Origin of the sequence: Streptomyces sp. 147326, from assembly GCF_045000215.1 — a bacterium.
Lineage (GTDB): Bacteria > Actinomycetota > Actinomycetes > Streptomycetales > Streptomycetaceae > Streptomyces.
Window position 1 is genome coordinate 1,880,686 of the sequence record NZ_CP134201.1, and the last position, 12,986, is coordinate 1,893,671.

At 72.4% G+C, this 12,986-nt stretch carries 11 protein-coding genes; 8 read left to right on the forward strand and 3 right to left on the reverse strand.

Features of this window, described 5'->3' with window-relative positions:
- The first annotated feature begins 48 nt into the window (after window positions 1–48).
- The 6 genes from RIU97_RS08570 to RIU97_RS08595 are packed head-to-tail and all read left to right on the forward strand — an operon-like array spanning window position 49 to window position 8,493.
- Window positions 49–1,077: an NAD-dependent epimerase/dehydratase family protein gene (locus RIU97_RS08570; RefSeq protein WP_404954809.1), complete on the forward strand. Its 1,029-nt coding sequence runs from the start codon at window positions 49–51 to the stop codon at window positions 1,075–1,077.
- Window positions 1,074–2,231 (forward strand): DegT/DnrJ/EryC1/StrS family aminotransferase, encoded by a 1,158-nt coding sequence (locus RIU97_RS08575; protein ID WP_404954811.1) that lies wholly within the window; start codon window positions 1,074–1,076, stop codon window positions 2,229–2,231. Before RIU97_RS08570 ends, RIU97_RS08575 begins: the two co-directional genes overlap by 4 nt.
- Window positions 2,228–2,995 (forward strand): NeuD/PglB/VioB family sugar acetyltransferase, encoded by a 768-nt coding sequence (locus RIU97_RS08580; protein WP_404954814.1) that lies wholly within the window; start codon window positions 2,228–2,230, stop codon window positions 2,993–2,995. The genes RIU97_RS08575 and RIU97_RS08580 overlap by 4 nt, the downstream gene beginning before the upstream one ends.
- The gene (locus tag RIU97_RS08585; RefSeq protein WP_404954816.1) at window positions 2,992–4,107 is read left to right on the forward strand and encodes a DegT/DnrJ/EryC1/StrS family aminotransferase; all 1,116 of its coding nucleotides are present in this window, start codon (window positions 2,992–2,994) and stop codon (window positions 4,105–4,107) included. The genes RIU97_RS08580 and RIU97_RS08585 overlap by 4 nt, the downstream gene beginning before the upstream one ends.
- A gap of 34 nt (window positions 4,108–4,141) precedes the next feature.
- Entirely contained in the window at window positions 4,142–7,447 is a 3,306-nt protein-coding gene (locus RIU97_RS08590) for a DUF4082 domain-containing protein (protein ID WP_404954818.1), read from the forward strand.
- Window positions 7,444–8,493 carry a glycosyltransferase family 2 protein gene (locus RIU97_RS08595; RefSeq protein WP_404954820.1) on the forward strand — a complete coding sequence of 350 codons (1,050 nt, stop codon included), beginning with the start codon at window positions 7,444–7,446 and terminating at the stop codon, window positions 8,491–8,493. Before RIU97_RS08590 ends, RIU97_RS08595 begins: the two co-directional genes overlap by 4 nt.
- Here RIU97_RS08595 and RIU97_RS08600 read toward each other — a convergent pair.
- Window positions 8,406–9,188 (reverse strand): hypothetical protein, encoded by a 783-nt coding sequence (locus tag RIU97_RS08600; RefSeq protein ID WP_404954822.1) that lies wholly within the window; start codon window positions 9,186–9,188, stop codon window positions 8,406–8,408. The two genes, RIU97_RS08595 and RIU97_RS08600, sit on opposite strands and share 88 nt — an antisense overlap.
- Before the next feature lie 62 nt (window positions 9,189–9,250).
- Between RIU97_RS08600 and RIU97_RS08605 the strand changes: the two genes are divergently transcribed.
- Both RIU97_RS08605 and RIU97_RS08610 read left to right on the forward strand, forming a co-directional pair.
- Window positions 9,251–11,284, forward strand: coding sequence for an O-antigen ligase family protein (locus tag RIU97_RS08605; RefSeq protein WP_404954824.1), 2,034 nt, complete (start codon window positions 9,251–9,253; stop codon window positions 11,282–11,284).
- On the forward strand, window positions 11,218–12,201 hold the full coding sequence (locus RIU97_RS08610) for a glycosyltransferase (protein WP_404954826.1): 984 nt from the start codon (window positions 11,218–11,220) through the stop codon (window positions 12,199–12,201). Before RIU97_RS08605 ends, RIU97_RS08610 begins: the two co-directional genes overlap by 67 nt.
- Before the next feature lie 49 nt (window positions 12,202–12,250).
- Here RIU97_RS08610 and RIU97_RS08615 read toward each other — a convergent pair whose 3' ends face one another.
- Both RIU97_RS08615 and RIU97_RS08620 read right to left on the reverse strand, forming a co-directional pair.
- Window positions 12,251–12,463, reverse strand: a complete 213-nt coding sequence (locus RIU97_RS08615; protein WP_404954828.1) for a hypothetical protein — start codon at window positions 12,461–12,463, stop codon at window positions 12,251–12,253.
- A gap of 127 nt (window positions 12,464–12,590) precedes the next feature.
- Complete coding sequence (locus RIU97_RS08620) at window positions 12,591–12,965, reverse strand: hypothetical protein (RefSeq protein ID WP_404954830.1); 375 nt, start codon at window positions 12,963–12,965, stop codon at window positions 12,591–12,593.
- Between the last annotated feature and the right edge of the window lie 21 nt (window positions 12,966–12,986).

The window sequence follows — 12,986 nt, forward strand, 5'->3', positions numbered from 1 at the left end:
CCGATCCGTGACACGAAAGACCATGAACGACTCAGTGGGGGCAGGGCGTTGAGCAGCGTACGAGGCAAGAGGATTCTGGTCACCGGCGGAGCGGGCACCATCGGCTCGCACCTGGTGGACCTGCTGGTGGACAACGGGGCGCGCGAGGTCGTGGTGCTCGACAACTTCGTGCGGGGGCGGACCGCCAACCTGGCCCGCGCCCTGCCGAGCGGTGTGGTGGAGGTCGTCGAGGGGGACATCCGCGACCTGGCCGCGGTGCGCAAGGTGACGGAGGGCGCCGAGCTGGTGTTCCACCTGGCGGCCATCCGGATCACCCAGTGCGCGGAGGAGCCGCGGCTGGCGAACGAGGTGATGGTGGACGGCACGTTCAACGTGCTGGAGTCGGCGGCCGCCGCCGGCGTGGGCAAGGTGATCGCCTCGTCCTCGGCCTCGGTCTACGGACTGGCCGAGCAGTTCCCGACGACCGAGCGCCACCACCCGTACAACAACGACACCTTCTACGGCGCCGCGAAGGCCTTCAACGAGGGGATGCTGCGCAGCTTCCACTCCATGTACGGGCTGGACTACGTCGCCCTGCGCTACTTCAACGTGTACGGGCCGCGGATGGACATCCACGGGCTCTACACCGAGGTGCTGATCCGCTGGATGGAGCGGATCGCCTCGGGCGAGCCGCCGCTGATCCTCGGGGACGGTCTCCAGACCATGGACTTCGTCGACGTGCGGGACATCGCGCGCGCCAACCTGCTGGCCGCCGAATCGGACCTGACCGACGAGGTGTTCAACATCGCGAGCGGGACCGAGACCAGCCTCCTGGAGCTGGCGAACGGCCTGCTGGAGGCGATGGGCGCGGACGCCCTGGTGCCGGAGCACGGCCCGGCCCGTGCCGTGAACGGCGTGACCCGCCGGCTCGCGGACACCGCGCGGGCCGCGGAGCGGCTCGGCTTCACCGCCGGGATCGACCTGCGCAGCGGGCTGCGGGACCTGGTGGACTGGTGGCGGGCCGAGCGCGCCGCCGACGCCGCGGCGGCATCGGCGGCGGCAGCGGCGGACACCGCGGCCGGGGAGGCCGGCCGATGAGCGCGCAGGAGCCCGTACTGCCCGCCCGCGTCCCGGTCATGGTGCCGTGGCTGGGCGAGGAGGAGGCGAAGGCGGCGGCCGACGCGGTGCTCTCCGGCTGGGTGGCGCAGGGCCCGCGGGTCGCCGAGTTCGAGCGGGCCTTCGCGGAGCGGGTGGGCGCCGGGCACGGCATCGCGGTGAGCTCGTGCACCACCGCCCTGCACCTGGCCCTCATCGCGCTGGACCTGGGCCCCGGCGACGAGGTGATCGTCCCCTCCCTGTCCTTCATCGCCACGGCCAACGCGGTCCGCTACGTCGGCGCGCACCCGGTGTTCGCGGACGTCGAGGAGGCCACCGGCAACCTGACCCCGGCCACCGTGGACGCGGTCCGCACGCCCCGCACCAGGGCGGTGCTCGCCGTCCACCAGGGCGGGGTGCCCGCGGACGTGCACGCGCTGCGCGCAGCGTGCGCCGACTGGGACGTCGCCCTGGTGGAGGACGCCGCGTGCGGCATCGGCGCGACGGTCGGCGGCAAGTCCGTCGGCCACGGCGCGCTGCTCGCCGCCTGGTCCTTCCACCCCCGCAAGGTGATCACCACCGGCGAGGGCGGCATGCTGACCACGGACGACGCGCAGTGGGCGGAGCGACTGCGGCGGCTGCGCGAGCACGGGATGAACGTGTCCGCCGCACAGCGCCACGCGAGCAGCAAGCCGATCGTCGAGAGCTATCTGGAGGTCGGCTACAACTACCGGATGACGGACATCCAGGCCGCGGTCGGCCTGGTGCAGCTCGGCAGGCTGGACGAGATCGTGGCCCGGCGCCGGTCGCTGGCCGCCCGGTACGCGCAGCTGCTGCGCGGCGTGCCGGGGCTCACCCCGGTCCGGGACCCCGGTCACGGCCAGGGCAATTTCCAGTCGTACTGGGTGCTGCTGGCCGAGGACTTCCCGGTCGGCCGGGACGAGCTGCTCGCGGTGCTCTCCGAGGCGGGGATCTCGGCCCGGCGCGGGATCATGGCCTCGCACCTGGAGCCGGCGTACGCGGGCCACGGGGCGGCGCCGCTGCCGGTCACCGAGCGGATCAGCCGCGACTCCCTGATCCTGCCGCTGTTCCACACCATGACGGACGACCAGCAGGACCGGGTGGTGACGGTGCTGCGGGAACAGGCCGGCGGATGAACGGGCCGCGGGGCACCGAGGACCTGCTGATCGTCGGCGCGGGCGGGTTCGCCCGGGAGACCGCCCAGGCGGTCCGGGACGTGGCCGCCGCCGACGTGGAACGGGGCCTCCCGCCGAGGTGGCGGCTGGTCGGGCACCTCGACGACGACCCGGCCCTGGAGGGCCGGGACGTGGACGGGGTGCCGGTGCTGGGCGGCAGCGAGCGGGTGCACGAGCTGTGGGCCGCCCGGGTGGTGGTCTGCGTGGGCAGCCCGCGCGACTACGCCGTACGCGCCCGCGTGGTGCGGCGCCTGGGGCTGCCCGTGAACCGCTACGCGACCGTGGTCCACCCCACGGCGGTGGTGTCGGGGTCCTCGATGCTCGGCGCGGGCTCGGTCCTGCTCGCGCACTGCGTGCTGACCGCCGCCGTCCGGGTGGGGTCGCACGTGGCGGTGATGCCACAGGTGGTCCTCACCCACGACGACGCGGTCGGGGACTTCGCCACGCTCGCCTCGGGGGTGCGCCTCGGCGGCGGGGTGCGGCTGGGGCGGGGGGCCTATGTGGGTGCGGGCTCGCTGGTCCGCGAGTGCACGACGGTCGGCGCCTGGTCGCTGACCGGTATGGGAAGCACGGTCCTGGCCGATGTGCCGCCCGGCGAGGTGTGGGCCGGGAGCCCGGCCCGCCGGCTGCGCGCGGCGGACGCTCCGGCGCTCGACGAGCTGCGGACCGATGGGGAGATGACCGGCCGGTGGCCGGGGACACGGATGGAGAGCCCAGTCGCATGAACCAGATACCGCTCGTGGACCTGAAGGCGGCGCACGCCGAGGTCGCCGGGGAGTTACGGGCCGGATTCGACCGTGTCCTCGCGAACACCGCCTTCATCGGCGGTGAGGAGGTCCGCGCGTTCGAGCGCGAGTACGCCGACTTCGCCGGGGTCGGTCACTGCGTGGGCGTCGCCAACGGCACCGACGCCCTCGAACTGGCGCTGCGGGCCAGTGGGGTCGGGGTGGGCGACGAGGTGGTGCTGCCCGCCAACACCTTCATCGCCACCGCGGGCGCCGTCGCCCGGATCGGCGCACGGCCGGTGCTGGTCGACTGTCTCCCCGACACGCTGCTGATGGACCCGCGGGCCGCCCTGGAAGCGGTCGGGAAGGCCACCCGCGCGGTGGTCCCGGTCCACCTGTACGGGCAGTGCGCCGCCACCGCGGAGCTGACCGCGCAGCTGCCGGCGCACGTACGGATCGTCGAGGACGCCGCGCAGAGCCAGGGCGCGACACGCGACGGCCGCTCCCCCGGCAGCGGCGGGATCGCCGCGACCAGCTTCTACCCGGGCAAGAACCTGGGCGCGTACGGCGACGCGGGCGCGGTGGTGACCGACGACGAGGAGAGCGCGGACCTGGTCCGGGCCCTGGCCAACCACGGCGGCGTCGCCAAGTACCGGCACGACGTGGCCGGTTTCAACAGCCGGCTGGACGGGCTGCAGGCCGTGGTCCTGCGGGCGAAGCTGGCCCGGCTCGCGGAGGGGAACGCGGCCCGCCGGGCCGCGGCCGCCCGCTACGACGGCCTGCTCGGCGAGCTCGCGGCGGCCGGCCGGGTCACCCTTCCGGTCACGGCGGAGGGCAACGTCCACGTGTGGCACCTGTACGTCGTACGGGTCGCCGGAGCGGACCGCGACGCCGTCGTCGGCAAGCTCAACGCGGAGGGCATCGGAGCGGGCGTGCACTATCCGGCCCCGGTCCACCTCACCCCGGCCTTCGCCCACCTCGGGCACGGCCAAGGCGCCTTCCCGCACGCCGAGGAGGCCGCGGACCGGATGCTCTCCCTCCCCCTCTTCCCGCAGATCACCGCCGCCCAGCAGCAGCGGGTCGTGGACACGCTCAGCGACGCCCTGCGCTGACGCCTCCCGGTTCACGCAAACAAATGAGGTACAGATGAACAAGCGGAGAAGGCTGCTCCGGTTTCGGTACGGTCTTTTCACCGTGGTCGCCACCCTGGTGGCCACGGTTCTCTCACCGGCCTCGGTGGCCGGCGCCGCCGATCCCTGCGGTCCGACGTCGAACGCCGTCGTCTGCGAGAACTCCAAGCCGGGCACACCGATGGAGGACTGGTTCGCGCCCAGCGCCTGGGGCGACATCAAGGGCTTCAGCGCCCAGATGAGCGTCCAGGCCGGCGACACCGTGCAGTTCAAGGTCCAGTCCCCCTCCCCCTACCGCGTCTCGGTCTACCGGCTGGGCCACTACGGGGGCAACGGCGCCCGGCTGCTGTCGACGGAGGCCCAGGCCGCCCAGACCCACCCGGCCAACTACGCCCAGGGCGGGAATCCGAAGAACTGCACGACCAAGGCGTCGACCGGTCTGGTCGACTGCGGCAACTGGCCCGTGACGGCGACGTGGAGCGTGCCGTCCGACGCCGTCTCCGGCCTGTACATCGCCAACTTCGACCAGGCGGACGGCAACGGCCTGATGCCGTACCCGTTCGTCGTCCGCAACGACTCCAGCCACTCCGACATCCTGGTGCAGACGAGCGACCAGACCTGGCAGGCGTACAACAACTACGGCGGCCAGGACCTCTACGACGGCGGCGGTCCCGCACCGGACGGGCGTGCGTACGAGGTGAGTTACAACCGGCCGATGGACATCGGCGGGGAGAACGGGATCTACGGCTCCGAGTACCAGATGATCTCGTGGCTGGAGCGCAACGGCTACGACGTCAGCTACATGTCCGGGATCGACATGTCGGTGCGCGGCGCCTCCCTGATGCAGAACCACAAGGTGTTCATGTCCTCGGGGCACGACGAGTACTGGACGCAGGAGCAGTTCACCAACGCCCTGAACGCCCGGCGCGCCGGTCAGCACCAGACGTACTTCGCCGGGAACGAGATCTTCTGGAAGACCCGGCTGGCGCCGAGCATCGACGGTGCCAACACCGCCAACCGGACACTGGTCTGCTACAAGGAGACCAAGCTGTCCTTCCCGGTGCCCAACGGCGTTCCCGACCCCAGCGGCACCTGGACGGGCACCTTCATGGACCCGGCCAGCGCCGCCAACGGGCGTCCGTACCAGCCCCAGAACCAGCTGACCGGAACGCTGTTCACGGTGAACGGCTACCGGGCGGACGCGATCACCGTGCCGGGCGCCTTCGCCAAGATGCGACTGTGGCGCAACACCACCGTCGCGAACCTGACCCCCTCGCAGACCGCGACCTTCCCGACCGGAACGCTCGGCTACGAGTGGGACTCCGACATCGAGGACGCGGCGCGGCCGCCGGGGCAGATCAAGATGTCCTCCACCACCGTGGACATCGAGGACGGCAAGTACCGGCTGGACTACGGCAACACCTACGGGAACGGCACCGCGACGCACAGCCTGGTCGCCTTCCGCGACCCGACCTCGCACGCACTGGTCTTCGGCACGGGCACCGTGCAGTGGTCGTGGGGCCTGACCAACATGCCGACGGGCAACCCGGACGACGCGGTGGTCACCGAGGACAAGCGGATGCAGCAGGCCACCGTCAACGTCTTCGCGGACATGGGGGTGCAGCCCAAGAGCCTGCAGGGCAACCTGGTCCCGGCCACCGCGTCCACCGACACCACCGGGCCGGCCGTCAGCGTGACGAGCCCCGCGTCCGGCGCCACCGTGCCGGCCCTGCGGCCCGTGACCGTCACCGGTACGGCGGCCGACAGCGGTGGCGGCGTGGTGGCCCGCGTGGAGGTCTCCACGGACGGCGGAACCACCTGGAAGGCGACCACCGGCGTCGGAAGCTGGAGCTACACCTGGACGCCGACCGCTCCCGGCTCCGTGCAGATCAAGGTCCGTGCGGTGGACGACAGCGTCAACATCGGCGCCGTCACCACGGTGCCGCTGACCGTCGGCCCTCAGCAGTGCCCCTGCACCGTCTGGCCCGCGGCCGCGGTACCGGGGACCGTCAACGCGGGTGACGGCAGCTCGGTGGAGCTCGGCGTGAAGATCCGCACCACGGCGGCCGGTTCGATCACGGGGGTCCGCTTCTACAAGTCCCCGGCCAACACGGGCACGCACACCGGCAGCCTGTGGAGCTCCAGCGGTCAGCGCCTGGCCACGGGCACGTTCACCAACGAGACGGCTTCGGGCTGGCAGCAGCTGAACTTCGCCACTCCGGTGCCGGTCAAGGCGAACACCACGTACGTCGCCTCCTACTTCGCGCCGCACGGCGGGTACTCCTTCGACAACACCTTCGCCTCCGGCTCCGCGGGTCTCGCCCCGCTCACCGCACTCAAGAGCGGTACCGACGGCGGCAACGGCGTCTACCGCTACAGCGCGACCGGCGGCTTCCCGAACACGGCCGCGAGCGGCAGCAACTACTGGGTCGACGCGGTCCTGGACACCTCGGCCGCGAGCACCACACCGCCCACCGTCACCTCCACCTCGCCGCAGTCCGCGGCGACCGGCACACAGATCACGGCCTCGGCGTCGGCGACCTTCTCCACCGCCATCGACTCCGACACCCTCGTGTTCACCCTGAAGGACTCGGGAGGAGCAAACATCCCGGGTTCGAAGGTGATGGGCGCGGCCAACAGCGCGACCTTCACGCCTTCCAGCGAACTCGCTCTGAACTCGACCTACACCCTGTCGGTCCAGGCGAGCGACCTGTGGGGCAACGCGATGACCGCACCGGTCACGTGGAACTTCACCACCAGCCCCAACCCGCCCACCGTGAACTGCCCCTGCGCCCTCTGGCCGAACACCGCCACGCCGACCACCGCCAACGTGGTGGACGACGCCAACTCCGTGGAGCTGGGCACCCGCTTCCAGTCCGCGGTGAACGGCTACGTCACCGGTGTCACCTTCTACAAGGGCCCCGGCAACACCGGTACCCACACCGGCAGCCTCTGGGCCGCCGACGGCACCCTGCTCGCCACCGGAACCTTCGGCAGCGAGACCCTGACCGGCTGGCAGCAGCTCAAGTTCACCACCCCGGTGCCCGTCACCGCCGGCACCTCGTACGTGGCCTCCTACCACGCGCCGAACGGCAACTACTCCGTGGACGGCGGCTACTTCAGCGGAGCGCACCGCTCCTACCCGCTGGTCGCACCGGCCGACGGATCGGGCGGCGCCAACGGCCTCTACAAGTACGGCGCGACCACCACGTTCCCCACGAACACCTTCGGCTCGGTGAACTACTGGGTCGGGCCGATCTTCTCCGCCACCCTGCCGAACGGCATCCAGTCGGACGGCTCCACGGAGGTGGCCGGCCAGTGAGCACGGTCAGCGTGGTGATCCCCTGCTACAAGTACGGCCACTTCCTGGCCGACTGCGTCAAGAGCGTCCTGGACGAGCAGGAGGGCGTCGACGTCCGGGTGCTGATCATCGACGACGCGTCCCCCGACGACTCGGCGGAGGTCGCGCGCGCCCTGGCGGCCGCCGACCCGCGGATCGAGGTCCGGGTCCACGAGCAGAACCGGGGGCACATCGCCACCTACAACGAGGGCCTGCTGGAGTGGGCCGACGGGGACTACGTCGCCCTGCTCTCGGCCGACGACCGGCTGGTCCCCGGGGCGCTGGTGCGCGCCGCCGCCCTGCTCGACGCGCATCCCGAGGCCGGTTTCGCCTACGGCCGGCCGCTGCGCTTCCAGCACGGCGGCCCGCTCCCCGCGGCCCGCACCCACAGCACGGGGTCGGTCGTCTACCCCGGGCAGTGGTGGCTGGAGCGGCGGTTCCGGGAGGGCACCGGATGCATCACCTCGCCCGAGGTGGTCGTCCGTACCAGCCTCCAGCGCAAGGTCGGCGGCTACGATCCCGAGCTGCCGCACGCCGGTGACATCGAGATGTGGATGCGGCTCGCGGCCCACGCCGACGTGGGCTACGTCCAGGGGGCCGACCAGGCCTTCTACCGGGTGCACGGCAACAACATGTCCACCACGGACTTCGGTGGGCAGCTCGACGACCTGCGCCAGCGCCTGGTCGCCTTCGACTCGGTGCTCGACAAGTGCGGCGGCCTGCTGCCCGGCGCCGACCGGCTGGCGCTGGCGGCGCGCACCCGGCTCGCCCGGTACGCGCTGCGGCGCGCCTACCGGGCCTACGACCGGGGACGCACGGCGGTGGTACCGGTCGACGAGCTCGTGGAGTTCGCCGCCGAGTGCCTGCCCGGCGGCTACACGTCGCTGGCCGAGTACCGGGCGCTGCGCAGGCGCCGGCGGATCGGTGCGCGCGTGATGCCCTACCTCCAGCCGCTGGTGCTGTCGGCCGTCGCCGACCGGGGGCGCGAGTGGCTGTGGTGGCGGTCCTGGAAGCGCCGAGGGATCTGATGCCCCGTCTCCACCGGTTCCACCGGCGGGTCCTGAGGACCGGCGTCGGCGCTCTCGCGCCGGCGCCGGTTCCGGCGTGTCAGGAGCCGGTCGGTCCACAGGGCCGCCGCCATCCCGCCGACCGCGGTCAGCAGGGCCACTCCGGCCAGGGCGCGCACCCGGTCGCCGGTCCGCGCGACCGCGTGCGGCTGCACCAGGAGGTCCACGCTCATCCGTGCCCCGGCCGGGATGCCCTGCTGCGTCTGGAGCTCGGTCAGGTGCCGGGTGTAGGCCTCGATGATCTTCCGTACGGAGGCGTCGGCCGCGGCCGGGTCGGAGTGCTCTACCTGGATCTGCAGCGAGGGGATCAGGTGGCGCGGGGTGACGCTGGTTCCGCTGTTGCGCGGTGTCATCCGGTAGGTGCCGGTGACTCCCGCGGCCTTGAGCTCGTCCGCTCCGGCGGACGAGCCGAGCTGCTGCACCACGCCGTACGAGACGGCGGCGAGCGGCGGCTGGAGGTTCGCGAGCTGGTTCGGCTGGGTGCTGGTCACCGGCGGTTTGAGCACCACAATCGCGGAGCTGAGGTAGACCGGTTCGGGCCGCAGCACCGCCGCCGCGCCGGCGGCCGCGAGGAGCACCGCCACGACCAGGACGTACCAGCGCCGGCGCAGCGCACGGACCAACTCACCAGGCGACACGGGGATCCCTTCCTTCATGACCGATCTTTGCAGGACCCGGGTAGGTCCGCCATCAAATCCGCTACCCGGCAGGGGTGTTCGTGAGCATTCGTGAAATGGGCGCGGTGCTGCGCCGGCGCTGGTACGTGATCGTGCCGGCGATCCTGCTCAGCCTGCTGGCGGCGCTGCACCTGTACCGGTCGGTGCCGGTGGCGTACCAGTCGCAGAGCTCGGTGGCGCTGCTCGACTCCAACGCGGCCTCCCAGCTGCCGCCCGCCTTCGGCAATCCCATATCCAACGCGGGCGGCACCCTGGTCGTGACGGCGGACGTGCTGATCAGGACGCTGTCCGGGGCCGACGCCGCCCGCGACCTGCACAGCCTGGGCGTGACCGATCCGTACACCGTCGGATTCGCCGCGAACACCTCGGGTCCGCTGCTGACGCTGACGGTCACGGGCACCGACCGGGGGAAGGTGCTCGAGGAGACGAACACGCTGACGGCCTTCGCCGGTGAGCAGCTCAACGCGCTCCAGGCGGCGGCCAAGGTGCAGCCCGCCTACTTCGTGCAGAGCACGCCGGTGGTGCTGCCGCAGACCCCGGTACCGCAGCTCAAGAGCCGCTACCAGCAGGTGCTGGGGGTCCTCATCCTCGGCGTCAGCAGCGGGTTCACCCTCTCCTTCGTGGCGGACGCCCTGCTGGCGGCGCGCCGCCGCAGGCGCGAGAGCTCCGCCGAGGCCACCGCGCGGGGGCGCGACTCCCGGCGCAGGTCCCGGGGCCGCCACGTGGACGCCACCGCGCTGCTCACCGCGTATATGGCACTGGCCTTCTTCATCCCGTCGAACCTGACGCTGCCGGGCTTGGGCGGGGTGGGCACCCCGGCCAACGTGTTCGCCCTGCTGGCCCTGTTCTGGTACCTCGCGACCTGGCTCACCGGCCGGATCCGGCCGGCTCCCGGGACCCGGCTGCCCCGGGTCGCCATGTGGCTGCTGGCCGTGTCGGTGCTGGCCTCCTACATCGCGAACGCGGGCCGCGGGAGCGTGCGCAAGGAGCTGCTCGGCGCGGACCGCGGTCTGATCGCCCTGCTGGTGTGGGTGTCGCTGGTGGTGCTGGTCTCCGCCGGCATCCAGGACCGCTCGCGCCTGGACGTACTGCTGCGACGGGCCGTGGTGATGGGGACGATCGTGGCCGCCGTCGGGTTCTACGACTTCTTCACCGCGACGAACATCGCCGACAGCATCAGCATCCCCGGGCTGCAGTCGAGCGTCCCGCAGATCGCGACCCTGGACCGCGGGGCGTTCACCCGGCCCCGGTCCACCACGGCGCAGCCGCTGGAGTTCGGCGGGATGCTGGCGCTGCTGCTGCCCTTCGCCGTGCAGCAGGCCTTCGATCCGGTACGCAAGCACCTGCGGGCGTGGCGCCGCTGGGGGCCGGTGGTGCTGATGGGCGGGGCGCTGCCGCTGACCGTGTCGCGCACCTCGATCATCGGGGCACTGCTCGTGATCCTGGTGATGGTGCCGCGCTGGAAGCCGCAGCGCAGGTGGAGCGCGATCGGTGTGCTGCTGGGCGCGGTGGCCTGCTTCAAGGTGATCATCCCGGGGCTGATCGGCACCATCACCGCGCTGTTCGCGTCCTTCCTGACGAACTCCGACAGCAGTACCCAGGCCCGTACGGTCAAGTACAGCGCGATCGTCCCCTACCTGGAGGAGCGCCCGTTCGCCGGGCGGGGGCTGGGCACCTTCATTCCCGAGCTGTACTTCTTCACCGACAACCAGTACATGCTGACCCTCGCCGAGATGGGGTTCCTGGGGCTGTTCGCGCTCCTGTTCCTCTTCCTCACCGGCATCCACCAGGGCGGGGCGATCCGCCGGCTGGCCGTCGGCGAGTCCGACCGGGAGCTCGGGCAGGCGTTCTTCGCCTCCGCCGTCGTCGCCCTGGTCGTCAGCGCCACCTTCGACGCACTCAGCTTCCCGATGTTCGCCGGGATGTTCTTCCTGACGATCGCCGCCGGAGGCAGCTACCTCGGCTTCATCCGGCGCGCGGCGCCGAAGCCCCGATCCGTGGAGTTCCCATGTCTTCCCGCCGACCAGCCTCCCCCCAGCCCCTCCCCGGCTCCGGCTCCGGCTCCGGCCCGGTAGCCGTCCTCGTCGTCACCTGGAACAGCGCTGCGGTGCTCCCCGCGTTCCTCGCCGCGCTGCCGGAGGGGATGGCCGGGCTCGACTGGCGCCTGGTCGTCGCCGACAACGACTCGGCCGACGACACCGTGGACCTGATCCGCTCCCTGGCCCCGGAGGCGACGGTCGTCCAGACCGGCCGCAACGCCGGGTACGCGGCCGGGGTGAACGCCGCTCTCGGCGCCGCCGCCGAGTGGGAGGGCGGCTTCCGGGCGGCCCTGGTGTGCAATCCGGACGTCCGGATGCGGCGGGGCTGCGCCGCGCTGCTCCTGGACGCGCTCGGCGCCGCGGCGCCCGGCGGCGGCCGGGTCGGGATCAGCGTCCCGCTGCTGTACGAGGAGGACGGCCGAACGCTCCTGCACTCCCTGCGCCGCGAGTCGCGCGTGACCCGGGCGCTCGGCGAGGCGGTGATCGGCAACCGCCGGGCCGGGCGGTTCCCGCGCTGGAGCGAACTGGTCACCGACCCGGCCGCGTACGAGCGGGCGACGGTCGCCGACTGGGCCACCGGCGCGCTGATGGCCCTGTCCCCGGAGTGCCTGGACGCCTGCGGGACCTGGGACGAGTCCTTCTTCCTGTACTCGGAGGAGACCGAGTACTGCCTGCGGGCCCGGGACCGCGGTTTCGTCACCCGGCTGGAGCCGGCGGCCGCGGCCACCCATCTCGGCGGGGACTCTCAGGTCTCGCCGCGCCTGTGGACCCTGCTGACGCTCAACCGGGTGAGGCTCTACGGGCGCCGGCACGGGGCGGCGGCGACGGCCGCCTTCCGGGCGGCGGTCCTGCTGCGGGAGACCTCCCGGGCCGTCCTCGGCCGCCCCGCCAGCCTGGCGGCCGCCCGCGCCCTGGCCAGCCCGTCCGCACTGCGCGCCACCCCCGGGCCGTGACGGTCGTCCCCGTCCGCGTCGCCGGGCGTCCGGCCGGCTCCTCGGTGCCTCAGGGGCGGGGCGGACGGATTGCGGCGAGCTTGTGGGGGTTGGTGACCGAGAGGACGCCGGTGATCCGGTCCCCTTCGGGGGCCAGGTCGATGGCCACGACGGCGAGCGGACTGCCGTCGGCGAAGACGAGTGCGCCGGGGTCGCCGGCCACTCGGCGGTGGAGGAGGTCGACGCCCGTCGCGGGCAGAGCACACGCAACGGCCGTGAACACGGCGGCGACGCGGTGGCGGCCGTGGACGGAGTGCAGACCGACCGCCGGGCCCTTGCCGCCGCCGTCCGTCCGAGCGTCACGTCGAGTGCGAGGAGTTCGTGGACGACGAGGAGGCGACGTACGCGGATCAGGTGACCGGTTCGGCTCGGGTCAGGCTCCAGGACCACGTGTGGTCGGCGGTGACGAGACGGGCGAGGACCACGAGGTCGGCCACGCCCAGGGCGATGCCCAGGCGGGCGCGGCCCGGCCTGGCGGTGATGTCGTGGCGGTTTGCCCCGCGCAGATGGGCGGGCTCGGTCGGCTCGTTGATGAATGCCTGCGGGTCGCCGAGCAGGTCGACCAGCTTGTTGGTGTCATCGGGGGCGATCGCCGCTCCGGCGTGCACCGCCCTGACGACGCCGCGCGCTTGGTCGCGCACATAGAGCGCGCTCGGGCCGCCATATCCCTCGAGCAGCAACTCCTCGGCAAACACGCATTCGGAAGTGGGCAGGGAGTTGGTCACTGCCTGACCCTATGGCATGGG